This is a genomic window from Kitasatospora sp. NPDC089913 (assembly GCF_044748625.1).
In the GTDB taxonomy this organism is placed as follows: domain Bacteria; phylum Actinomycetota; class Actinomycetes; order Streptomycetales; family Streptomycetaceae; genus Kitasatospora.
The window spans coordinates 80,138-103,354 of record NZ_JBIVGI010000018.1 but is presented as its reverse complement, the minus strand read 5'-3'; the positions used below and the strand labels follow the sequence as shown (position 1 = coordinate 103,354).

General features: G+C 75.4%; 15 protein-coding genes. 11 read left to right on the top strand and 4 right to left on the bottom strand.

Annotated elements, in window-relative coordinates:
• Positions 1–93: 93 nt before the first annotated feature.
• Positions 94–1,854: a DUF4153 domain-containing protein gene (locus tag ACIPYS_RS25765; RefSeq protein WP_400749998.1), complete on the top strand. Its 1,761-nt coding sequence runs from the start codon at positions 94–96 to the stop codon at positions 1,852–1,854.
• Between the two features lie 155 nt (positions 1,855–2,009).
• Here ACIPYS_RS25765 and ACIPYS_RS25760 read toward each other — a convergent pair whose 3' ends face one another.
• The gene (locus tag ACIPYS_RS25760; protein WP_400749995.1) at positions 2,010–3,557 is read right to left on the bottom strand and encodes an MFS transporter; all 1,548 of its coding nucleotides are present in this window, start codon (positions 3,555–3,557) and stop codon (positions 2,010–2,012) included.
• A gap of 158 nt (positions 3,558–3,715) precedes the next feature.
• On the opposite strand from ACIPYS_RS25760, the gene ACIPYS_RS25755 reads away from it, so the two are divergent.
• From ACIPYS_RS25755 to ACIPYS_RS25745, 3 genes are all read left to right on the top strand, one after another.
• Entirely contained in the window at positions 3,716–4,441 is a 726-nt protein-coding gene (locus tag ACIPYS_RS25755) for a TetR/AcrR family transcriptional regulator (protein ID WP_400749992.1), read from the top strand.
• Between the two features lie 201 nt (positions 4,442–4,642).
• Positions 4,643–5,353 carry a ribonuclease HII gene (locus tag ACIPYS_RS25750; protein WP_400749989.1) on the top strand — a complete coding sequence of 237 codons (711 nt, stop codon included), beginning with the start codon at positions 4,643–4,645 and terminating at the stop codon, positions 5,351–5,353.
• Between the two features lie 400 nt (positions 5,354–5,753).
• Positions 5,754–6,164, top strand: a complete 411-nt coding sequence (locus ACIPYS_RS25745) for a hypothetical protein (RefSeq protein ID WP_400749986.1) — start codon at positions 5,754–5,756, stop codon at positions 6,162–6,164.
• A gap of 388 nt (positions 6,165–6,552) precedes the next feature.
• On the opposite strand, the gene ACIPYS_RS25740 is transcribed toward ACIPYS_RS25745, so the two are convergent.
• On the bottom strand, positions 6,553–7,209 hold the full coding sequence (locus ACIPYS_RS25740; RefSeq protein WP_400750105.1) for a hypothetical protein: 657 nt from the start codon (positions 7,207–7,209) through the stop codon (positions 6,553–6,555).
• A gap of 502 nt (positions 7,210–7,711) precedes the next feature.
• Positions 7,712–9,919 carry a RecQ family ATP-dependent DNA helicase gene (locus ACIPYS_RS25735; protein ID WP_400749983.1) on the bottom strand — a complete coding sequence of 736 codons (2,208 nt, stop codon included), beginning with the start codon at positions 9,917–9,919 and terminating at the stop codon, positions 7,712–7,714.
• Between the two features lie 222 nt (positions 9,920–10,141).
• Between ACIPYS_RS25735 and ACIPYS_RS25730 the strand changes: the two genes are divergently transcribed.
• Positions 10,142–11,686: a DUF4192 domain-containing protein gene (locus tag ACIPYS_RS25730; protein WP_400749980.1), complete on the top strand. Its 1,545-nt coding sequence runs from the start codon at positions 10,142–10,144 to the stop codon at positions 11,684–11,686.
• Positions 11,687–11,843: 157 nt separating this feature from the next.
• Here the strand turns inward: ACIPYS_RS25730 and ACIPYS_RS25725 are convergent, their stop codons facing one another.
• Positions 11,844–13,160, bottom strand: coding sequence for an alpha/beta fold hydrolase (locus tag ACIPYS_RS25725; protein ID WP_400749977.1), 1,317 nt, complete (start codon positions 13,158–13,160; stop codon positions 11,844–11,846).
• A 689-nt stretch (positions 13,161–13,849) separates the two neighbouring features.
• Between ACIPYS_RS25725 and ACIPYS_RS25720 the strand changes: the two genes are divergently transcribed.
• From ACIPYS_RS25720 to ACIPYS_RS25695, 6 genes are all read left to right on the top strand, one after another.
• Positions 13,850–15,982, top strand: coding sequence for a glycogen debranching N-terminal domain-containing protein (locus ACIPYS_RS25720; protein WP_093864864.1), 2,133 nt, complete (start codon positions 13,850–13,852; stop codon positions 15,980–15,982).
• Between the two features lie 150 nt (positions 15,983–16,132).
• Positions 16,133–16,891, top strand: coding sequence for an NUDIX domain-containing protein (locus ACIPYS_RS25715; protein ID WP_093864863.1), 759 nt, complete (start codon positions 16,133–16,135; stop codon positions 16,889–16,891).
• Positions 16,892–17,190: 299 nt separating this feature from the next.
• Positions 17,191–18,915: an ATP-binding cassette domain-containing protein gene (locus ACIPYS_RS25710; RefSeq protein WP_400749974.1), complete on the top strand. Its 1,725-nt coding sequence runs from the start codon at positions 17,191–17,193 to the stop codon at positions 18,913–18,915.
• Between the two features lie 3 nt (positions 18,916–18,918).
• The gene (locus ACIPYS_RS25705) at positions 18,919–19,833 is read left to right on the top strand and encodes a hypothetical protein (protein WP_159424883.1); all 915 of its coding nucleotides are present in this window, start codon (positions 18,919–18,921) and stop codon (positions 19,831–19,833) included.
• 109 nt (positions 19,834–19,942) lie between these two features.
• On the top strand, positions 19,943–20,875 hold the full coding sequence (locus ACIPYS_RS25700) for a FadR/GntR family transcriptional regulator (RefSeq protein ID WP_093860259.1): 933 nt from the start codon (positions 19,943–19,945) through the stop codon (positions 20,873–20,875).
• Between the two features lie 691 nt (positions 20,876–21,566).
• Complete coding sequence (locus tag ACIPYS_RS25695) at positions 21,567–23,213, top strand: RNA polymerase sigma factor (RefSeq protein WP_286158629.1); 1,647 nt, start codon at positions 21,567–21,569, stop codon at positions 23,211–23,213.
• Positions 23,214–23,217: the final 4 nt, after the last annotated feature.

The window sequence follows — 23,217 nt, the reverse complement described above, 5'->3', positions numbered from 1 at the left end:
CCGGTGTTCCCGCCGGTGTGGTTCCGCGTGCTCGTCGGCGGACCGCCCGGAGGGTGGATTCCGCGTTCCCACCCGACCATTGAGGGGGATCCCATGTCCGGATTCAGCATGCCCGCCGCGGACGGAGTGCCGCCCCGGCCCGGTGCCGGCGGTACTGGCGCCGGGGAGGGGGCGGGGGCCGGAGGCGGTGCCGGTGCGCCGATGGCCGGTCCTGCCGGGGCCTTCGGTCCTGCCGGCGGTCACGGGCCGGGCGGTTACGGGCCCGGTGGTTACGGCGCCGGTGGTTACGGCCCCGGTGCTGCTCCCGGTGCCGGTCCGTACCGGGCGCCCGGCACCCCCGCGCCGCAGCCGTTCCAGTGGCTGCGGCCCAGCGACCCGGAGCGGAAGGCCCCGGCCACCGGCCGGACGGTGCTGGCGGCGGTGCTCGCCGGTCTGCTCAGCTCCTGGCTGCTGATCGACGGACTGGGCGTCAATCTGCTGCTCTGCGCCGCGGTCGTCACGGTCGGTGCCGGGGTCGCCGCCCGGGCCGCCGGTCGTCGGCCGAGGGTGTGGACGGTGCTGTGGAGCGCGCTCGCGCTCGCCCTGCTCGCCGTTCCGGCGCTGTACGAGGCCGACTGGCCGGTGCTGCTGAGCACGGCCTCGGCGGTGGCCCTCGCCTCCCTCGCACTGCACGGCGGACGGCGCTGGACCGGTGTCCTGCTCGCGCTGCCGGGTCTGCTCTGGCAGCTCGTGCCCGGCCTGGTGTGGGCCGGCCGGACCCTGCGCGGCCGTCGTGTCGCGGAGCGGAGCCAGGTGGTCCCGGTGCTCAAGGGCGTGTTGGTGGCGGTGGTGCTGCTGACCGTCTTCGGCGCCCTGTTCGCCGGAGCGGACGCGGCCATGGCGAACGTCCTGGAGAGCCTCGTCCCCAGCCTGGACCTCGGTGAGGTCCCGGCTCGCGCGGCCCTGTTCGCGCTCGGTCTGGCGACCGCCCTGGGCTTCGCCCACATCGCGGCGGGTCCGCGGCGCTGGGACCTCACGGAGGTCCGGCCGGGCCGTGCCCGGGGCCGGCTGGAGTGGGCCCTGCCGCTGGCCGCGCTGAACCTCATGTTCGGCGCCTTCGTGGTGCTCCAGGCGGTGGTGGTGCTCGGCGGCGCAGAGGCGATCCTCGAGCGCACCGGGATGAGCCGCTCCGAGTACGCCCGGCAGGGCTTCTGGCAGCTGCTGGTGGTCACCGTGCTGACCCTGGTGGTCGTCGCGCTCGCCAGGCGCTGGGCGCCGCGCGGGACGGAGGCCGACCGCCGGCTGGTGCGGCTGCTGCTCGGCGCGCTCTGCCTGCTGACCCTGGTGGTGGTGGCCTCGGCGCTGGGGCGGATGTGGTTCTACGTGGACGCCTCCGGCCTGACCACCCTCCGGCTCTGGGTGCTGGCGGTCGAACTCTGGCTGGGCGTGGTGTTCGTGCTGCTGATCGTGGCGGGCCTGACCCCGTCGGCGGGCTGGCTGCCGCGTGCGGCGGTGCTGAGCGCGGCGGCGGCCGCCGCCGTCTACGGGCTGATGGGGCCGGACGCGATGGTCGCGGAGCACAACGTGGCCCGGTTCGAGCGGACCGGGCAGATCGATCTGCGCAACGTCCGCCACCTCTCGGCGGACGCCGCTCCGACCCTGGACCGGCTGCCCGGTGACTACCGGACCTGTGCGCTGAGCCTGCTGGCGTACAACCTGCGGACGAAGGGCGACGCGCCCTGGTACGCCACCAGTCTGGCCGAGTCGCGGGCGCACGGGATCCTGGCCGAACGGCCGATGCCGGAGCACTACTCGTACGCGGAGGACGCCTGCGACCGGGTGGGCATGAACCGCGACTACGCCTTCGAGGGCTGAGCGCGGGGGGCCGGGGCCGGGGGGCCGGGGCGGGGGGTCTGGGGCGGGGTCGGGGCGCGTCGGGGGTGGGGGATGCGACGGGGCCGGTCGGGAGTGTGCTCCCGACCGGCCCCTGCGGTGTTGCGTCCGGTGCGCCCGCCGAGGCGGGGTCCGGGTCAGTGCATGGCGACGCCGGCCGCGTCCGAGGGCAGGTCGGAGGCCTTCGCCTTGATGGCGACGACCGCGATCACGAAGGCCAGGCCCGCCATCACGGCACCGACGACGAAGCCGTGCGAGATGCCCTGCGCGAGCACCTCGTTGGCGGCGCCGGTGCCCTTCGGGAACTCCTGCTTCTCCAGCAGCCAGGCCTTCTGCTCCGGGGTGGCCGTAGCCATGAAACCGGGCAGCTGGACCTTGGCCTCGGCGGTGGCGTAGTGCGCGAACACCGTGGTCAGGATCGACAGGCCGAGCGAACCGCCGATCTGCTGCATCGAGTTCAGCAGGCCGGAGGCGGCGCCGGTCTCCTGGCCGGAGACGCCCGCGACGGAGAGCAGCATGACCGGGACGAAGACCAGGCCCATGCCGAACCCGAAGACCACGGTGGGGCCGAGGATGCCGTCCACGTAGCCGCTGTCCGCGTTCATGAAGGTCAGCCAGGTGAGTCCGACGGTGACGAGCAGCGCGCCGCCCGCCATGAACGGCTTCGGGCCGTACTTGGCCTGCAGGGTGGACGCCAGCTGGGCGGCCACGATGATCGAGGCGCTGATCGGCATGAAGGCGAAGCCGGCCTTGAGCGGGCTGTAGTCCAGCGGGCCCTGCACGAAGAGCGTGATGTAGAAGAAGATGCCGAACATGGCGGCGGCGATGCAGAGCATCATCACCAGGCCGCCGGTGCGGTTCCGGTCCGCGAACAGCTTCAGCGGGGTGATCGGCTGCGCCGTGCGGGTCTCGATGACCACGAACGCGGCCACCAGTACGACGCCGGCGGCGAAGGAGCCGAGCGTCACCGGGTCCGTCCAGCCGTCGGACGCGGCGCGGATGAAGCCGTACACCAGGCTGACCAGGCCGAGCGTCGAGGTGAGTGCGCCCGGCAGGTCGAACTTGCCCGGGTGGCGCTCGGACTCGGCGATGTAGCGCGGCGCGGCGAGCGCGATTAGGACGGCGATCGGCACGTTGACGAAGAAGACCCAGCGCCAGTCGAGGTACTCGGTCAGCAGGCCGCCGGCCAGCAGGCCGATCGCGGCGCCCGAACCGGCCACCGCGGAGAACACGCCGAAGGCCCGGTTGCGTTCGGGCCCCTCGTCGAAGTTGGTGGCGATCAGGGCGAAGGCCGTCGGCGAGCAGATCGCGCCGCCGATGCCCTGGAGCGCGCGGGCGGCCAGCAGCATGCCGCCGTCCTGCGCGAAGCCGCCGAGCAGCGAGGCCAGCCCGAACAGCAGCGTGCCGGCGATGAAGACCCGGCGGCGGCCGAGGATGTCGCCCGCGCGTCCGCCGAGCAGCAGCAGGCCGCCGAAGGTGAGCGTGTAGGCGTTGATCACCCACGAGAGGTTGGTGGTGGAGAACTCCAGCGCGTCCCGGATCTGCGGCAGCGCGATGTTCACGATGGTGGCGTCGAGCACCACCATCAGCTGCGTGGCCGCGATGACGGCGAGGGTGATGCCCTTGTTCGGGCCGTGCCCGCTGCGCGTCGGAGAGTTCTTGCTGAGTGTGTTGGAGATAGCCAAGTTGATGCCCCCTGCTGGCTACTGCTTCGTATGCTGCGGACCCTGGGGTCCGGCCCGGCCCGTCGGCGTCCCGCGGACTATGAAGGAACGGTATCGTTCACTACTGTGGACGATAGCGTCGGCGAGATTATGAACGCAAGCGTTCCTTAGGGTTGGTGATGATGGATCAATTGGTGCGGCGCCAGGCGAAGGAACGCTCGGCCGATCGGCAGGCCCCCCGGGTCGAGGCGGAGCGCACGCTCGAGCCCACGCGGGGCCCCTGTCCGGTCCAGGCCGTGGCCGAGGCGCTGACCAGGCCGGCGCGGCGGCGCGGGCGGGAGCTGGAGGCGGCGATCTTCGAAGCGACGCTCGATCAGCTCACCTCCGGCGGGTTCGCACGGCTGACGATGGAAGGGGTCGCCGGTGCCGCGCGCACCGGAAAGGCCGCGCTGTACCGGCGGTGGGCATCCAAGGTGGAACTCGTCATCGACGCCCTGGACTCCACTCTCCCACGCCCCACCGACACCCCGGACCTCGGGTCCGCCCGCGAGGAACTGCGGCACCTGGTCGAGAGTTTCGCCTCGGTGGCCCGCTCCCGCGCGGGCGGCGCCGTGACCGCGGTGATGGCCGAGTTGGACCACGAACAGGCCCAGCTCTTCAAGGACTTCATCGCCCAGCGGATGATCGAGCCCACCAAGGGCGTGATCCTGGACATCCTCCGCCGGGGCGCCGAACGCGGCGACGTCCGGCCGGACGCGGCCACCCCGCTGGTCGCCGACGTCGTCCCGGCGATGCTGCTGTACCGGGTGAAGGTCTGCGGGCGCCAGGTCGGGCCCGAGTTCGTCGACCAGCTGGTGGACGAGGTCCTCGTCCCGCTGATCCGGGTCCCTCCGGTCCGGAGCTGAGGGGACGGCCCGCTCCCGGGCCCGGGGGCGGGTCTCCGGCGCGGCCCGGGTGGGGTGCTCGGTCGGGCTCGGGCTCGGGACGGGGTGGGGACGGGGTGGGGGCCGGGCCCCGGGGCGGGAGTGGGGTCGGGCCCGGGCCCGGGGCGGGGGTGTGGGCGGGTGGCTTAGGCTGGAGGCCGACCAGCTGAACGGACCCCCCTCATGCCCATCGTCCCGCCGACGCACTCCGTCGAGCGCTCGTTGCGCCGGTCCGGCGCCAAGATCGTGGTCGGCCTCGACGAGGTCGGGCGTGGTGCCTGGGCCGGTCCGGTCACCGTGGGCGCGGCCGTCACCGGCCTGCGCCGGCCTCCCGAGGGGCTGACCGATTCCAAGCTGCTCACCCAGCTCCGCCGTGAGGCGCTCGCACCCGTCCTCGCCGACTGGGTCACCGCCTACGCCCTCGGTCACGCCTCCGCCGCGGAGTGCGACGAGCTCGGGATGACGGCCGCGCTGCGACTGGCCGCCGTGCGCGCGCTGGAGGCACTGCCGGTGGAGCCGGACGCGGTGATCCTGGACGGCAAGCACGACTACCTCGGCGGCCCCTGGCAGGTGCGCACGGTGATCAAGGGCGACCAGTCGTGCATCTGCGTGGCCGCCGCCTCCGTGCTCGCCAAGGTCCACCGCGACGGCATGATGGCCGAACTCGGCGAGGAGCACCCCGAGTACGCCTTCGCCGACAACGCCGGTTACCCCTCCCCGGTCCACCGGGCCGCACTGGAGGAGCTCGGCCCGACCGAGCACCACCGCCTCTCCTGGTCCTATCTGGACGCGCTGCCCGAGTGGCGCCATCTGAAGCGGACCCGGACGGTGCCCGGCCCCGCCGGGACGGTCTCCGCGGAGTCCGCCGGGGAGCAGCTCGCGCTCGGTTTCTGACGCTACGTCTGGATATTTCGACCGCGGACCGTAGGGATCGAGGTGCCCAATGGGTGGGGCGCCCGTGCGCGTTCGACCGGCATTTGATAGATATCCGGGTATGCCTGTCTTCCCCGAGGAGCCGGAGATCAACGAGAGCCTCCCGGGCCCCGGCGTTCCCAGTCCCCGCGAGTCGGACGCACAAGCCCTCCACGCGCCGTCCACCGGCGGCGCGACCCCCGTCGTACCGTCGGCCGCCGGCCCCGCGCCGGTCCAGGTGCCGGGGCCCCGCCCCGCACCGCCGCGGGCGGCGCGGCCGCGTTCGACGAGCGCGCGTGCGGACCGTCCGGGGCCGTCGCCGCGGCCGAGCCCGATCCCCAAGCCCGGTCCTCGACCCGCGCCGCAACCGGCGCCGGTCGAGGTGCGGCACGTCCCCGCCAGCCGTGCGGCGGCGCTGGACCGCGCCGACGAGACCGTCGACCTGCTGCTGGACGCCGGCCGTGAGCCCGGCGCCGTCCTGGTGCTGACCGTCGGTGCGGCGCACCCGTGGCAGCAGCACGAACTCTCCTTCGGCGAGGAGCGCTACTGGGCGCAACTCACCGAGGGCGGCGACGTCTTCTACGCCGACGCGGAGCTGACCCGCCCGGTCCGCCGACCGGTGGTCGTGCTGGTCGTCAACGGTGGTTCGGCCGCACGTGCCGCATCGGCGTACGCCAAGGCACTGCGGTACGCGGAGGAACTGCTGGTGGTCTGCGGCGGCACCGACCCGGCGGTCGCCGGTACGGCGCTCGCCGTCGCCGGCGCACCCGGACCGCGCGTTCTGCCCGCCTGACGCCCGCGCCCGGATCCGCGACCCGCGGGGGCCCCTAGGCCCTCGCGGCTCCGGTCTTCCGGCCCGGTCGACCGCTCTGCCGGCGGCTCTGCCCGGCCCTGTGCCGTGCCCTCCTCCCCGTCCGTTCCGTCCCGGCCCGGCGCCCCGTGGGTGCCGGGCTTCGGCATGTCCGGGACCGGGGACCGCAGGACCTGCAGTCCCCGGGGCCCTGGCGCCCCGGGGCTGCCGCGGCACGGCGGTGCGGGAGGGCGGTGCGGGAGGGCGGTGCGGTAAGGCGTGCGGAAGGGCAAGGGGTGCCGGGCCGCTCGACCGGCCGGTGGCGGCGCCGCATCCGGTGCGTACCGGACCGGCGTCCGCCGTCACGGACCGCGGACGGGTGGCCGTCCGGTCAGCGGGTGCCGGTGCGCCGGGCCGGCTCGATCGCCGTGACCCGGGCGGGCGTCCACGGGCGGTCGCCCTGGCGGGACCGCTGGGGCCGTTCGCCGCGCTGCGGCCGTTCGGGCGCCGGCCGCAGGGGCCGCTGCCCGTGCGAACCCTCCAGCGCGGTGCGCGGTGGCAGTTCGGTCACCGTGTGGACCGGACCTTCCGTCCACGAACCCGCGTGCGGATTGCGGCCGCTCCGTCCGTCCCCGAGGATCTGCCAGCCGGCCGGGGTGAGCGCCACGTACGCTCCGCAGCGCAGCCCGTGCAGGGTGGCGGCGTCCCGCAGGGCCCACATCCACGCGCCGTCCTGCTCCGTCCAGCCGGCCGCGCCCTCCCGGCAGCGCAGCAGCACGGCCGTCCGGGCCGGGCTGGGCAGGCGCAGGTCGTGCGGGGTGACCTGGCGCAGGTGGGCGAGGATCGCGTTGCGGTGCTGCCAGCCGTCCGCATCGTGCGGCCAGGGGGCGAAGGAGGCCGAGGCGGTCACCCGGTGCTCGGGGTCCAGGACGGCGACCACGACCGTGCCCGGCGGCGGCAGGTGCCGCTGGTGCAGCTCCAGCACGAAGTCGCGGGGCTCGCGGAGCAGCGGGATCCCCGAGTCCGCCCAGGTCTCCAGGTCGAGCATCCGTCTGGGCGACGAACTCCGGGCGAGGGGATACTGACCTCGGTCGATGCCGCTGATCACGATCCTCCTTCCCGACCCACGGGCGCGCGGGTGCATGCGTACGCCGAAGGCACCGTCCATGGGACTGGGCTCCGGGTACGGTCCAATTCTCAGGGTAGGAGGGGTGGAGCGGCAATGATGAAATGATGAACGCCGCCCGAAAGTCAACGTTCTGCCGGATATATTCCACGGTCGCGCGAAACCGGCCAGGACGCCTCCGGGCCGCGATCCGGCCGTGTCGCAGCGCACTCCGAAGCAGGTCCGACACCTTCGTTCCTCCTTTCCCGTGATCGTCTCCCGTTGGTCCGTCCGGTCGATCGCACCGCTTTCGGCGCCGCCGCCGGTCCGTTCCCGTGCTGTTCCCGGCCTCCCGCCGTACCCCGCTCGCCGGCTGCTCCGCTCCCGGCACCGGACCCGGGGTGGAACGGGTACGGAGCCGGGAACGCCGCGTCGGCGCCCTCCGTCAGCCCTGGACCGCCAGGACGAGCGGCAGCACGGCGCTCGCCCCGGCCCGGCGCAGCAACCGGGCGGCCACGGTGACCGTCCACCCGGAGTCGACCAGGTCGTCCACCAGCAGCACCGGTCCGCCGGCGGCCGCCAGTGCCGCGGCCAGCTCCGGCGGCAGGGTGAGCGCGCCGGCCACCGAGTTCAGCCGCTGGGCGCTGTTGCTGCGCGAGCCGTGCGGCGGCTGGCCGGTCGCGTACTCGATCCGCCCGAGCAACGGCATCCGCCCGATCTCGGCGATCCTGGCGCCGAGGCTGCCGACGAGCTGGGGCCTGGAGGAGGAGGCCATGGTGACCACACCGACCGGCCGGTCCAGCCGGCCGCCGTCGGACGCCTCCGGGCCGGCCCAGCCGCCCGGCCCGCGCGCCCAGTCGGCCAGCACGGTGACCAGCGCGTCCACCGCCTCACCGGGGACCGGCCCGTCCGGGGCCTGGTCGGCGAGCAGGGACCGCAGCCGGTTGCCCCAGCCGATGTCCGAGAGCCGGCCGAGTGCCCGGCCCGACTCGGCCTGCTCCCCGGCCGGGATGCGGCCCTTGAGCGGGACGCCCAGGGAGTCCATACCGGTGGGCCAGAGCCGCCGCGGCTCGAAACCGACGCCGGGGCGGCCCAGCGCGGCCCGGGCCGACTCCAGCGCCTGGGCCGAGACCTCGGGCCCGTGCAGCGGCCCGGCGCAGTTGTCGCACCGCCCGCACGGCACGGCCTCCTCGTCGTCCAGCTGGCGGCGCAGGAACTCCATCCGGCAGCCGCCGCCGGTCGCGTACTCGCGCATCGCCCGCTGCTCGGCCTCCCGGGAGGCGGCCACCTTGGCGTAGCGGGCGCTGTCGTACTCCCAGCTGCGGCCGGTGGCCGTCCAGCCGCCCTTGACCCGGCGGACGGCGCCGTCCACGTCGAGCACCTTGAGCATGGTCTCCAGCCGGGCGCGGCGGAGGTCCACCCGGGGCTCCAGCGCGGCGGTGGAGAGCGGCCGGCCGGCCTCGGCCAGCGCGTCGATGGTGCGGCGGACCTGCTCCTCGGGCGGGAAGGCCAGCGAGGCGAAGTAGCGCCAGATCGCCTCGTCCTCGCGGCCGGGCAGCAGCAGCACCTCCGCCCGGTCGACGCCGCGCCCGGCCCGGCCGACCTGCTGGTAGTAGGCGATCGGGGAGCTGGGCGAGCCGAGGTGGACCACGAAGCCGAGGTCGGGCTTGTCGAAGCCCATGCCGAGGGCGGAGGTGGCGACCAGCGCCTTGACCCGGTTGGCCAGCAGGTCGGCCTCGGCGGTGCGGCGCTCGGCGTCCTCGGTGCGGCCCGAGTAGGAGGCCACCGCGAAGCCCCGCTCGCGCAGGAAGGCCGTCACCTCGTCGGCGGCGGCGACCGTGAGGGTGTAGACGATGCCGGAGCCGGGCAGCCGGTCGAGGTGGTCGGCGAGCCAGGCCAGCCGGTGCGCCGGATCGGGCAGGGTCAGCACACCGAGGGTGAGGCTTTCGCGGTCGAGCGGGCCGCGCAGCACCAGGGCGTGCTCGTCGCCGGCGCCGGTGCCGAGCTGCTCGGCGACGTCGGCCGTGACCCGGGCGTTGGCCGTGGCGGTGGTGGCCAGTACCGGGACTCCGGGGGTGAGCTCGGCGAGCATGGTGCGCAGCCGGCGGTAGTCGGGCCGGAAGTCGTGGCCCCAGTCGGAGATGCAGTGGGCCTCGTCGACCACCAGCAGGCCGGTGGAGGCGGCGAGCTTGGGCAGCACGTGGTCGCGGAAGTCGGGGTTGTTCAGCCGCTCGGGGCTGACCAGCAGGACGTCGACGGCCCCGGCGGCGACCTCGGCCTGGACGGCGTCCCACTCGTCGGTGTTGGCGGAGTTGATGGTGCGGGCGTGGATGCCGGCCCTGGCGGCCGAGTCGACCTGGTTGCGCATCAGGGCGAGCAGCGGCGAGACGATCACCGTCGGTCCGGCGCCCCGGGCACGCAGCAGGGAGGTGGCGATGAAGTAGACGGCGGACTTGCCCCAGCCGGTGCGCTGCACCACCAGGGCCCGGCGGTGGTCGACCACCAAGGCCTCGATGGCCGTCCACTGGTCCTCGCGCAGGGTCGCGCCGGGGCCGGCCAGCTCGCGCAGGACGGCCTCGGCCCGGGCCCGGACCTCGGCCCGGTCGGCGGTGGTGGCGGTGGTGTGGGTCTTCGGCTGCTCCATGGCGTCCATGAAACCCCGAGGGACCGACAGCGGGCGAACGGCGATGGGCGAGGAGCGGGCGAAGTCCGGAGGTATTTCATCCGTTCTTCTGCTGAACGGCCGTCATTTTTCCCTCGGGCGAGTGGCGCGGCCGTACGCCGAACGAGGGAGGAGTTATTCACAGGCCGGGTTTATCCACAGATTCCGAAGAATTTTCCGAGGGTCCCGGGAAATTGGGACAGCCTTCGGGCCATGACCGACGCACACATCGCGCTTCCCTTCGGCGAGGGCCCCGGTGGCCGTTCGCTCACCATGCGGGGCCCGGCCGACATGGCCGAGGCGCTGCCCTACCTCCTCGGCTTCTTCCCGGACGACAGCATCGTCGCCGTCGGGCTGCAGCCGCCCGGCCTGCACCAGGGCGGGGTGATCCGGCTGGACATCCCCGAGTCCGCGGCCGAGTGGCCGTCCGCCGCTGAGGAGACGGCCGCCCTCATGGTCCGGCTCTCCGAGCGGCAGGACCAGCGGCCGGTCCAGGTGCTCCTCTACCTCTGCCAGGACCCGGCCGTGCGGGGGCCGGGCCGGGAGCACGGCCCGCCGGTGGCGGAGCGGCTGAGGCCGCTCGCCGAGCGCTTGCGGCAGTCCTTCGAGAGCCGCGGCGTGCGGGTCAAGGAGTCGCTCTGCGTCTCGGGGGGCCGCTGGTGGTCCTACCTCTGCACCCGGGAGGGCTGCTGCGCGCCGGGGGGACACCCGGTCCGGCGCGAGCCCGGGCCCGGCCCGGTCGCGGTCGCGGCGACCGTCGCCGGTCTGGCGCCGCGCGGCAGTCGCAAGGAGATCCTGGCCGGGCTGGCCCCGATCGGCCCGCCCGGGGCGGAGTCCGCGCGGGCGGCGCTGGCCCGGGCCGGGGCCGGACCGGGAGCCGCTCCGGGCGGGCGGCGGCCGCTCGACCGGCGGGAGGGCGCCCGGCTGGTCGACACGGCCGTCGCCGAGTTCGTGGCCGGGGCGGCCTCGCTCGACGACGACCGGGCGGCCCGGTTGCTGCTGGCGCTGCAGGACCGGGTCCTGCGGGACCGCGCCGCCGAGTACGCCCGGCCGGCCGAGCTCGCGGCCGCCCGGCGGCTGTGGGCCTTCCTGGCCACCCGCTGCGTCGCGCCCCACGAGCGCCTCGCCGCCCCGCCGCTCACCCTGCTGGCCTGGGTGTCGTGGGTCGCGGGGGACGCCGCGACCGCGCGGGTGGTGCTCGGCCACACGCTCCGCCGGGCCCCCGGCTACCTGCTCGCGCAGTTGCTCTACGAGTCGATGAACGGCGGGTTCGCGCCGGAGGTGCTGCTGGCGAGCATCGAGGAGGAGCGCCACCGCCGCACCGAGCGGGAGCGGGCGGAGGCCGAGGCCGCGGAGGAGGCTCCGGAGTCGTCCCCCGGGCCGGACCTCGGTGGTGCGCCCGGTTCCGCTCCCGGACCCGACCGGGCGGGCGGAGACGGTGCGGAGCCCGGGCCCGGGGGCGCGGCGGCGGGAGCTCCGGCGCGGGGGAAGGCCCGCCGGGGCCGACGGCGGCGCGGTCGCCCGGTGGCGGGCTCGCCGCCCGTCGAGACCCCGCCGGGGTCCGCCGCCCCCGCCTCCGACACCGCCGACCGGGCGGAGCCGCCCGGCAGCCCGGCCGGACCGGACGGTGTCGGGCGGGGCGAGCTCTGCCGGGCACGGGTCCCCGGTCCGGCGCGCGGGGCGGCGGCCGTCCTGCCCGGGGTCCCCGGGCGCCGGGGCACGGGCGCAGCGCAGCGGGGGCAGCACCGTGCGCGATGACCTCCGGGGCGGCCCGGCCTGGGCGGTCGAACGCCGCCCCCGCCGCCGCACCACCGGCCCGGCGCCGGGGCGGTTCCCCGGCCGTCCGGCCGGCCGCCCCGACCGTCGGCCCGACGGCCGGCCGGGGAACCGCCGGGCGGCCCGGGGTGCGGGCGCGCTACACCTCGCCGCGTGCCATCGCGATCAGCCGGTCCAGTACCTTGCCCCCGCTGACCCGGAGGCCGTCGTGCTCCCACTCGTTGGTGATCCAGGTCCGCACCCCCCGCACGGCTCGCGCGGTCTCCAGCGAGTCGGCGGTGTCGACGTACATGTCGTCGTGGTACACCGCCGCGAACACCGGCACCTCGTTGGCGGCGAGCACGGCCGGGTCGTACAGGTCCGGCCAGTCGGTGCGGGCGGCGAGCAGTTCGGCGGTCACCTTCAGCGGGCGCAGCGCCGGGTCGGTGTCGAACAGCCAGGGGTAGATCATCTCCCCGGTGAACAGCACCGGCGCACCCGACTCCAGCGCGGCGCGGGCGTCGAACTCCGGGAACTCCGCGCGCACCCGCTCGGCCGCCCAGGCGGTCCCGGCCGGGTCCACCGATCGCTGGCCGTAGATCGACTCGTGCAGGACGGCGTAGAGCGGGCCCTGGGCGAAGGACAGCTGCGCCTGGACGCCGGCGAGGAAGGTGTCGGAGAGCTCGGGGCCCTCCACACCCTCCACCCAGGCCTCCTCGAGCAGGTAGTGGAGGGTGCCGGAGCCGCTGCCGGTGCCGAGCAGCATCCCGAGGGCCTGGAACGCCTCGACGGTGAGCAGCCCGCCGTCGGGCAGGGTGGCCGGGGTCCCGGCGAGGTGCCCGGCGATCCGCCGCACCGCGTCGACGTCCTGCGGGAACCGCGCGTAGTGGTCCTCGTTCTTGCCGACGACCCGCGGGTACGCGGCCCGGTAGACGTCGGCGGCGGAGCTGCGCAGACCGGCCAGGCCGCCGGTGACGAAAGCCCGGTCCAGTCCCTCGGGAGCGATCGAGAGGTAGGTGAGGGTGCAGAAGCCGCCGAAGCTCTGACCGAGCACGCTCCAGCGGCGGTCCCCGCCGAGCAGCCGGCGGCGGATCAGTTCGGCGTCCCGCACGATCGAGTCGGCGCGGAAGTGCGCCAGGTACTCGGCCTGTTCCTTGGCCCCGCCCCGCCGGGCCAGCGTCTGCCGGGTCGCGGGCGTGGACCGCCCGGTGCCGCGCTGGTCGAGCAGGAGCACCCGGTGGTCGTCGAGCGCGCGCTCCAGCCAGCCGTCCCGGCCGAGCGGCCGGCCGGCCTTGCCCCCCGGTCCGCCCTGGAGGAAGAGCAGCCAGGGCAGGTCGGTGTCCCCGGTCCGGCCCGAGGCCACCACCTCGCGGGCGTACACCTCGATCTGCTCGCCCTGCGGGGCGGCGTGGTCGAGCGGCACCTGGAAGACGTGGTCGGTGAAGGCAATCCCGGGCAGCCGGCTGGCGGTCGACATACAACTCCTCGGTCTCTGCTGGTCACAGCGGTCGCGTCGGCTCCGCCCGGGGTTGCCGGTGGCGGCGCCGCGACCCCCGCACCGTATCCTGGCCGCGGCCCGGGGCCGCCTCCGGCGGCGGCCGCCCGCGACCGCCCACCCGGCGGACCGTGCGGCCGGGCCGGGACCACGGATCGGCGGCCCCGGCGGGCAGCGCGCGGTCGCGGCGCACCGGGCGGGCCTCGGACGCCCGGCGGGCGTGACCTGTGACCGGTGTCCGGCGTTGACCCCGGGGGCCCTGTGCCCGGGCGTCACCGCCCCGGACGGGGCGGACCGGGACCCGACCCGGCACCGGTGACGGCGCCGCCGGACGGGGTGCGGAACGGGCCTCGGTCCGGCTGTCGCCGGGGCAGGACGGGGCACCGGCTCCGGGGCCGGCGGCGGAGTGCGGTCGGACCGTCGGGCCCGACCGGGCAACGGGGAGGCGGGGGCCTCCGGGCGCGAGAACGCCCGGGGACCAACGACGCGGGACGGGTACCGACCGGGTACCCGGCACCGCATGGCACGGCCCGGCACCGGGTACGGCCAGACACGGCACAGACCGGCGGGGGTTCCGCCGGTCCGGAACCAGCACGCGATCGAGCATGCTCGCGGCCCATCGGCCTGACCGGCCACCGGACCGCCGAGGGGAGGAGAGTCCGGTGACCGCGATGAGGCCGCCACAGGCCGCACCGGCCGAGAGTGTGGTCGGCGCGCCGAGACCGGCGGGCCGGCCGGACCAGGCCCACCCGGCCGGTCCAGGTGGTCCGGCCAGGTCCGCGCCCCCGCGCCCGCAGCCGGCCGCGGTCCACCACGCGGTGCTGTGTGTGAAGGCGCCGGCGATGGCCGCCTCGGACTCCGACGGCCAGCTGCGCGGGCACGGCCTGCACGGTTTCTACCGCTCCGGCGTCCGAGTGGTGGCCCGGATGGAGCTGCGGCTCGGCGGGATCGAACCGCTCCCGCTCCAGGGCACCCTGACCACGGCGGCCCAGGCCCGGTTCCTGGGGGCCGTCCGCCTCCCCGGCGACCTCGACCCGGACCCGGCGCTCACCGTCGAGCGGCTGCGGCACGCCGACGGCGTGGAGACCGTCACCGTGCGCAACGCCGGTGGCCGTCCGGCCCGCCTGCCGCTGGAGATCGCGCTCGCCACCGATCTCGGTCCGGTCGCCGAGATCGCCGCCGGCCACCGTTCCCCGGACCTGCCCGGCCAGGTCCAGTCCGCGGGGCTGCGCTGGGCGGGGCCGACGCACAGCGCCACGGTCAGTGCCCAGCCGTCGCCGCACGCCGTGCTGGCCGGCGCCGGTGTGCTGCGCTGGGACCTCGACGTCCAGCCGGGCGCGCGCTGGTCGGTCGAACTCCGGGCCGAGCTGGAGAGCACGGTGCCCGCCCCGCGCCCGCCCGGCGGTCGCGGCCCCGGTGTCCCGCTGCCCTGGGCCGAGCCCGAGGTGCGCTGCGACGACCCGCGGGTGGCCCTGCTGGTGTCGCGCTCCCTGGACTCCCTGGGGGGTCTGCTGTTCGCCGACCCGGACCGGCCGACCGACCTGTACCTGGCCTCCGGCGCGCCCTGGCGCTTCGGCCTGGCCCCGGCCGACGCGCTCTGGGCGGCCCGGCTGACACTGCCGCTCGGCACCCGGCTGGCCGCCGGCACCCTGCGCGCCCTGGCCCGTCGTCAGCAGCAGTCCGCCGCCGGGGCGGGCGGGCCCGGCCAGGGCGGCCGTCGCCCGGACGGGCTACTGCCCGGCGCGCTGCGGCACGGCGGTCCCGAGCTGCCGCCGACCTGCACCGCCACCGAGGCCACCCTGCTGTTCGTGACCGTGCTGGCCGAGGCCTGGCGGTGGGGCCTGCCCCGGGCGGAGGTCGCCGAACTCCTCCCGGCCGCCGAGCGGGCGCTCGGCGCGCTGCGCGAGGGCCTGGTGGACGGCTTCGTCACCGACCTGAGCCGCCCGGCCGAGGAGCGGGCCGCCCACCCGGTGCCGGCCAGGGCCGAGGTCCAGGCCCAGGCGCACCGGGCGGCCCTGCACGGGGCCGACCTGCTGGCGGCCTTCGGCCGGCCCGGCGCCGAGGAGTGGCAGGGCTGGGCGGCCGCCCTGCGCGGCCGGTTCCGCGAGCGGTTCTGGCTGGACGACCTGTCCGGCGGGCGCCCGGCCGCCGGGCTCGCCCCGGGCGGGCAGCCGCTGCCCGCGGTGGCCGCCTCCCTGGTCCACCTGTTCGACCCCGGCCTCGCCGCCGACGGCGGCCGCCACGAGACCCTGCTGGACCGCGAGCAGACCAGGCTGCTCGCCCAGCGGCTGGCGGCGCCGGAGCTGGACAGCGGCTGGGGGCTGCGCACGCTCAGCGCCAAGTCCCCCCGGTTCAACCCGCTCGGCCACCGCAGCGGGGCGGTGCGCGTCCACGAGACCGCGCTCGCGGTCGCCGGGCTCGCCGAGGCCGGCCACGAGAACGAGGCGGGGGCGCTGCTGGAGGGGCTGCTCGCGGCGGCGGCCCACTTCGAGGGACGGCTGCCCGAGATGTACGCGGGGGAGCAGTGGACGCCCGGCTCCCCGCCGGTCCCGCATCCGGGAGCCTGCCGGCCGGCCGCGGTCTCGTCCGCCGGGGCCGCGCACGCGGTGTTCGCGCTCGCCGGGGTGCGGCCGGACGTCCCCGGTGGTCGGGTGCTGGTCCGCCCGGCCAGCACCGCGCCGCTCGGGGAGCTGGAGCTGACCGGACTGCGGGTCGCAGGTGAGCCCTTCTCGGTACGGGTCAGCCGGATCGGCGTGGCGATGGTCGAGGAGGCGTCCGCGGAACTCCAGCTGGTGGCCCGCTGACGTCGCCACTCCCACCGCTGCCGCCCCCGGCCCGGCCCGCACCGGGCCGGCGCGGCGGAGGGCCGGGGCCACAGGGTCGCGGGGGCGGTCGCAGCACGGTCCGTACGCGGGCCTGTGCTTATCGTCAGAGAGACGACTATGATCGTCGCCATGTCGCGTTATGACCCGTCGGCCTTCCCCCCGTTCGCAGTCACGGTCGACCTGGTCGTGCTGACGGTGCGCGAGCACGCGCTCTGTGCCCTGCTGGTCCGCCGGGGCGAGCCGCCCTACCAGGGCTACTGGGCACTGCCGGGCGGTTTCGTCCGCCCCGACGAGGGCCTCGCCGAGGCGGCCTCGCGGGAGCTGGCCGAGGAGACCGGCCTGCGGGCCCCCACCGCTCCCGGGCACGACGCGGCCGGGCCCGGTGCCGCCGGCGCCCACCTGGAACAGCTCGCCACCTACGGACACCCCCAGCGCGACCCGCGGATGCGGGTGGTCAGCGTGGCCTACCTGGTGCTCGCACCCGACCTGCCGACCCCGCGCGCGGGCGGCGACGCCAGCGGCGCCCGGTGGGCCCCGGTCACCGAACTCCTCGGGCCGGACGGCGCCGACGGTGTCCCGCTCGCCTTCGACCACGGGCTGATCCTGGCGGACGGGGTGGAACGCGCCCGTTCCAAGATCGAGTACTCCTCGCTGGCGACGGCGTTCTGTGCGACCGAGTTCACCGTCGGCGAGCTGCGCCGTGTCTACGAGGCGGTGTGGGGCGTGGTGCTGGACCCGCGGAACTTCCACCGCAAGGTCACCGGGACCCCGGGCTTCCTGCTGCCCTCCGGCGGTACCACGACCCGCCAGGGCGGGCGCCCGGCCCAGCTGTTCACCTCCGGCGGGGCCAGTGTGCTCAATCCGCCGATGCTGCGTCCGGAGTCCTGAGCCGCCCGCTCGTCGCGGGGCCGGCCGCGGTCCCCGGTGGGGCCGGACACCCAGCCGGACGCCACCCGGGCCCCTGTTGCTCCTCGTCGGCCCCGGCCCGGCCCGCCGCGGACGGTGCGTCTCGGTCGCAGGATCGGATTGTCCCCTGATCGGGTGAGGTGTGCGGGCGGTCGGCCCGTGGCGCTCCCGCAATGCCCGGAATCTCCACCACGGCCCCCTAATGTGCTGGCGCGGAACCGTGCGGGTGCGACCCGGCGCGCCGCGGACCAGGTCGGCCGAGGGCATGGGAGCAGCCAGCGATGATCCAGATCACCGGACTGACCAAGGTGCACCGGGGAGGAGGCCCCCCGGTGCTGCTGGACCTGACCTTCGAGGCCCGCCCGGGCGCGGTGACGGCCCTGCTGGGCCCCGAGGGGGCCGGCAAGTCGACCGCGCTGCGGCTGATGCTGGAACTCGAACGGGGTCGGGGAGTCACCCTCTTCGACGGTCGCACCTACCGTCGGCTGCGCCGGCCGGAGCGCGAGGTCGGGGTGCTCCTCTCGGGACCGGGCGACGCCTCCGGGGCGGCCGACCTCGCCGGACACCCGGGCCGGAAGGCCCGGGGGCACCTCAGGATGCTGGCCGCCGCGGTCGGCGCGCCCGCCCGGCGTGCGGACGAACTCCTGGAGCGGACCAGGCTCGCGGCCGTCGCCGAGCAGCGCCTGCGCACCTACTCACCGGGCATGCACCGGCGGCTCGCCCTGGCGGCCGCGCTGCTCGGCGAGCCCGGAACGCTGCTCCTGGACGCGCCCACCGAAGGGCTCTCGCCGCGCAATGTGGAGTGGTTCCACGGCTTCCTGCGGTCCTTCGCCGCGGACGGGGGCACGGTCCTGGTCACCACCCGCACCCCGCAGGAGGCCTCGCAGCTGGCCGACCGGGTGGTGACCCTGGACCGGGGACGGATGGCGGCGGACCAGTCGGTGACGGACTTCCGGCGCACCCGGCTCAGCCCGGAGGTCGCGGTGCGGGGTCCTCAGATGGCCCGGCTCGCCGATCTGCTGGCCGGTCAGGGGGCGCAGGTCCGGCGGGACGGGGGGACCGAACTCGCGGTGTCCGGCGTCGGCCGGACCGAGATCGGTGAACTCGCCTACCGCCACGGCATCCTGTTGCACGAACTCGCCGACCGGGTCGTCGAGCGGCCGGCCCCCCGGGCGGACCTGCGGGTGGTCGCGAGCGGCCCGGGCCGCCCCCGGACGCCCCGAGAAGCAGATGCCCCGGTCGCCCCGGCGGCGCCGACGGACGCGCCGGCGCCCGAGGACGCGGTGACGACCGAGCAGGTCGAGCAGGTCGAACAGGCCGGGCGGGCCAGGCAGGCAGAGCAGGCACAGCGGGCCGGAGAGGCCGACCGGACGCTGGCGATGCCGGTGGCGCGGCCCCGGGTGACGGCCGCCGCCCGGGACCTGGAGCCCGCACCCACCCTCGCCCTGCCGGTCGCGGCGCCCCCGGCCGGTGGCTCGTCGGCCGTGGCCGCGTCCGCCGCGCCGGGGCCCCGCCGCGGGGCCCGGGCCGTCACCCGACGCGCGGCCGAGGTGGCCGAGGCGACCCGGGCGACCGGGGCACCCGGCAGGGCCGGCGGGAGCGGGACCGGATGGACCGCGCGACTCGGCGGCGGGCGGCGGGAGGACGAGACCTCGCCGGTCGTAGCGGTGGACCGGCTCTTCCGCGAGGGACTGACCGGCCTGGCGCGCTCGGCGGTGGCCCCCGTTCCCGCGTCGAAGGCCGAGGCCCACGAGCACCCGGGGAAGGCGGCCGACGGACTGCTGAGCGACGACACCGTCCGCCTGGGCCGCGTCACCCGCTCGCAGTCCGACCGGGCCGAGCGGCCCGCGCCCGACCGGTCGGCCTCAGCGGATGCGGACCCGGCCGGGACGGATCCGACCGGGCCCGTCGTCCCCGTCACCGCTGACCCCACCGCCTCTTCCGGCCCCACTGGCCCTTCTGGCCCCTCAAGCCCCTCCGGCCCTTCCGACCTTCGGAGCGAGTGAACCGTGCGAGTTCTGGCTTATGAGCTGCGCCGGGTGCGCGGCCTGCGTTCGACCTGGCTGCTGCTCGGGCTCGTGGTGCTCTGCGACGCCGTGGTCGCCGGCGTGCTGGCGGGCCAGGTGGGGGACCGGACCCTCGGCGGCGCGGCCGCGGTGCGGCTGCTGACGGCGGCGGTGCCGCTGGTGCCGCTGCCGTTCGCGGCGCTGGGCGCCGGCGTGCTGGGCGCGCTCGCGTACGGCCACGAGGTGCGGCACCGGGGGCTGGCCGCCTCGCAGGTGTCCTACCCGCGCCGGGTCCGGCTGCTGACGGCCAAGCTGGCGGTGACCGGTGCCCTCGCGGCGCTGCTCGCCCTGGTCACGCTGCTGGTCGACGCGGTGACCGTGCATTTCGCGCTGCCCGCCGGGGTGACGGTGGCGGCCTGGTCGGACCACGCCGCGCTGTCCGTCCGGGTCGCGGAGGCGCTGGCCCCGTCCGGTCCCGGCGGGCTCGACGTGCTGCCGACGGTGGCGGCGCCGCTGGCCCTGCTGGCCGGCCAGGGGGCGCCGACGGCGCTGCTGGCCTTCGTGCTGCTGGTGGTCGTGGCGGGCTGGACCGGGGTCCTGACCGCCGCGCTGACCCGCAGTGCTACCGCCGGGGTACTGCTGCTCTGCGCGCTGCCGCCACTGCTGGAGTCCGTCGTGGCGCTGGTGCTGCGGCAGAGCGGGAAGCCCTGGCCGGCCCGGGCGGCGGAACTGCTGCCGTTCCCGTCGGGGATCGAGTGGGCGTACGGATGGGTGTACGGCGGGGTCGGCCGGGCGGCGAGGGGCGTGTCCTCGGCTCCGGCCCTGACCGATCCGGCGCTGCTGGCCGCCGTGGCGACGCCGGTACTGGTGTTGCTGCTGGTCACCCTGGTGGTGCAGGCCCGGCGCCGGGCGTTCTGAACCGGCGGCGGCCCGGGGCGGTTCGCCAAGATCGACCAAGGGTGACCGTAATGAGTGGTTCGCCCTGATAAGAAGTCAATTATCCAGTCACGGGCGATCACCCTTTCGTGTGCTTTTCACGAGAATTCTCAAGCTGTGCCCGCCGATCGCCGACAAAGGAGCTGTGAGTACCCTTGCGCACCCCACCATGACCCCCGCCCGTTCCGCCGATGGGGCCATCCCCGGCTCCGCCGACCTGGACCGCTACTCCTACGCCGACCGGCCCGTCCCGCCGGCCCCTCGCTGGGAGGGCGCCGAGTCGGACCTCGCCCGGGTCGGCCGCAAGACCACCAGCAGCCGGGGCCGAGGCCTGCACGGCCAGCTGGTCCAGCAGTTGGGCCAGATGATCGTCTCCGGCGACCTCGGCGCCGACCGCCCGCTCGTCCCGGAGGAGATCGGCCAGCGGTTCGAGGTCTCCCGCACCGTCGTCCGCGAGTCGCTGCGCGTGCTGGAGGCCAAGGGCCTGGTCAGCGCCCGCCCCAACGTCGGAACCCGGGTCCGTCCGGTCAGCGACTGGAACCTCCTGGACCCGGACATCATCGAGTGGCGCGCCTTCGGCCCGCAGCGCGACGAGCAGCGCCGGGAGCTGTTCGAGCTGCGCTGGGCGATCGAGCCGCTGGCCTCCCGGTTGGCCTCCGGCCACGGCCGGGAGGACGTCCAGCAGCGGCTGGCCGAGCTGATCGAGATCCTGGGTCACGCCTGCGCCCAGGCGGACCTCGCCACCTACGCCCGGGCCGACGCCGAGCTGCACGTGCTCATCCTGCAGCTCGCCGGCAACCGGATGCTGGAGCACCTCTCCGGGATCGTCGCCTGCGCGCTCCAGGTGTCCGGCGGGCCGGCCACCGCCTGCGAGCGGCCCTCGGAGGCCTCGGTCGGGATGCACGCCCGGCTGGTGGAGGCGCTCGGTTCCGGCGACGGCAGTGCCGCCGAGAACACGATGCGGGCGCTGCTCACCGTCCACCCCGAGATCGAGCCGTCCGTTCCGGCGCCCCGGGAGCACTGAGCGGACCGTTCGGCGACCGCACACCGCCGCCCCGTCCCGCGACCCGCTCCCGACCCGCCCCGTCGTGGTCCGACGCCCGCGACTCCTCCGCGGCCTCCCGAATTCCCCCTCCCGACCCCGGCCCCCCGGCTGCCGCCACGGTGCGGCCGGGGGGTCTCCGCACGTCCGGGGCCGCGCGGAGCGCAGGTGCGGCGCGGTCGCACGGAGCGGAGGGACGAAGGGGGCGGAGGAAACGGAGGAAACGGAAGGCGAAAAGGAGACGGAGGGGGCGGAAGGGGTCTCCCGGCGGCGGTCCGGCGTCGGTCCGGCGGTGGTTCGAGGGGGGTTCGGAACCGGTCCGCACCCGCCGAACAGCAGAATGGCGTGTCCATGGTGAATGGTTCGGTCGCGGGTGGGGGATGATGGAGGTCGGCCCCGGGCCGCGGCCGCCCACCGGTGTGACCCGCGACACGAAGGCCATGCGTAACACTTGACGAGCAGCAGCGATGTCTCCTGAGCGGGAGCAGCTCCGGAATAGTCCAACGTGTCAGAATGCTGTGTTGGTCCGCGGCGCTGCTGCCGTCCTGCAAACCCAGACCTCAAACCCGAGTCGGTCGGAATCGACACCGCGTGCCCGACGCGCGATCTCCTTCCCCGCCCGCTCGGGCGGCCGGTACGGGTTCGAGTCCACTCATCGTCCGAGAGGTTGTTCGTGTCGGCCAGCACATCCCGTTCGCTTCCCCCCGAGATCGCCGAGTCCGCGGCTCTGCTGGCGCTCATCGAGCGGGGCAAGGCCCAGGGGCAGATCGCCGGTGACGACGTACGCCAGGCGTTCGAGGCGGACCAGATCCCGGTCACCAAGTGGAAGAACGTCATGCGCAGCCTCAACCAGGTTCTGATTGAGGAGGGGGTGGACCTCATGGTCAGCGCGGCCGAACCGGCCGGCGCCAAGCGCAAGAGCGTTGCTGCCAAGAGCCCCGCCAAGCGCACCGCGACCAAGGCGGTCACCACCCGGAACCCGGCCGCTCCGTCGGCCCCGACCAAGCCGCCCGTGCGCATCGCGCCCGGTGCGCCCGTCTCCACGCCGACGGTCGCGGCCGCCGCCGCGCCGGTCAGCACCGTGTCCGCCGAGATCACCGTCGAGGGGGCGACCGTCGGCACCGAGGTGAAGGCGGCCGTCGCCAAGAAGGCCGTGGCCAAGAAGGCCGTCGCCAAGAAGACCGCGGCGCCGGCCAAGAAGGCCGCCGCCAAGAAGACCACCACCGCCAAGACCGCGGGCAAGGCTGGCGAGGAGGAGGCCCTCGGCGAGGAGGAGATCCTCGAGGACGTCGCCCTGCCCGGTGACAAGCCCGCCGCCGAGGGCGACGCCCCGGAGGAGGAGTCGGAGGGCTTCGTCCTCTCCGACGACGACGAGGACGACGCCCCGGCCCAGCAGGTCGCCGTCGCCGGTGCCACCGCCGACCCGGTCAAGGACTACCTGAAGCAGATCGGCAAGGTCCCGCTGCTCAACGCCGAGCAGGAGGTCGAGCTCGCCAAGCGGATCGAGGCCGGCCTGTTCGCCGAGGACAAGCTCTCGGCCGCCGACAAGCTCGCCCCCAAGCTCAAGCGCGAGCTGGAGATCATCGCCGAGGACGGCCGCCGGGCCAAGAACCACCTGCTGGAGGCCAACCTCCGCCTGGTGGTCTCGCTGGCCAAGCGCTACACCGGTCGCGGCATGCTCTTCCTGGACCTCATCCAGGAGGGCAACCTCGGTCTGATCCGTGCGGTCGAGAAGTTCGACTACACCAAGGGCTACAAGTTCTCCACCTACGCGACCTGGTGGATCCGCCAGGCGATCACCCGAGCGATGGCCGACCAGGCCCGCACCATCCGTATCCCGGTGCACATGGTCGAGGTCATCAACAAGCTGGCCCGCGTCCAGCGCCAGATGCTCCAGGACCTGGGCCGCGAGCCCACCCCGGAGGAGCTGGCCAAGGAACTCGACATGACCCCCGAGAAGGTCATCGAGGTCCAGAAGTACGGTCGCGAGCCCATCTCGCTGCACACCCCGCTCGGCGAGGACGGCGACAGCGAGTTCGGTGACCTCATCGAGGACTCCGAGGCGGTCGTCCCGGCCGACGCGGTCTCCTTCACCCTGCTCCAGGAGCAGCTGCACTCGGTCCTGGACACCCTGTCCGAGCGCGAGGCGGGCGTGGTCTCGATGCGCTTCGGCCTGACGGACGGTCAGCCGAAGACGCTCGACGAGATCGGCAAGGTGTACGGGGTCACCCGTGAGCGCATCCGCCAGATCGAGTCGAAGACCATGTCCAAGCTGCGTCACCCGTCGCGCTCCCAGGTGCTGCGCGACTACCTGGACTGATCGA

Excerpts from the sequence above, each read along its gene's own strand:
- ACIPYS_RS25765 (WP_400749998.1), top strand. The coding sequence starts at position 94 with ATGTCCGGATTCAGCATGCCCGCCGCGGACGGAGTGCCGCCCCGGCCC.
- ACIPYS_RS25755 (WP_400749992.1), top strand. The coding sequence starts at position 3,716 with ATGATGGATCAATTGGTGCGGCGCCAGGCGAAGGAACGCTCGGCCGAT.
- ACIPYS_RS25750 (WP_400749989.1), top strand. The coding sequence starts at position 4,643 with ATGCCCATCGTCCCGCCGACGCACTCCGTCGAGCGCTCGTTGCGCCGG.
- ACIPYS_RS25740 (WP_400750105.1), bottom strand. The coding sequence starts at position 7,209 with ATGCTCGACCTGGAGACCTGGGCGGACTCGGGGATCCCGCTGCTCCGC.
- ACIPYS_RS25735 (WP_400749983.1), bottom strand. The coding sequence starts at position 9,919 with ATGGACGCCATGGAGCAGCCGAAGACCCACACCACCGCCACCACCGCC.
- ACIPYS_RS25730 (WP_400749980.1), top strand. The coding sequence starts at position 10,142 with ATGACCGACGCACACATCGCGCTTCCCTTCGGCGAGGGCCCCGGTGGC.
- ACIPYS_RS25725 (WP_400749977.1), bottom strand. The coding sequence starts at position 13,160 with ATGTCGACCGCCAGCCGGCTGCCCGGGATTGCCTTCACCGACCACGTC.
- ACIPYS_RS25720 (WP_093864864.1), top strand. The coding sequence starts at position 13,850 with ATGAGGCCGCCACAGGCCGCACCGGCCGAGAGTGTGGTCGGCGCGCCG.
- ACIPYS_RS25715 (WP_093864863.1), top strand. The coding sequence starts at position 16,133 with ATGTCGCGTTATGACCCGTCGGCCTTCCCCCCGTTCGCAGTCACGGTC.
- ACIPYS_RS25710 (WP_400749974.1), top strand. The coding sequence starts at position 17,191 with ATGATCCAGATCACCGGACTGACCAAGGTGCACCGGGGAGGAGGCCCC.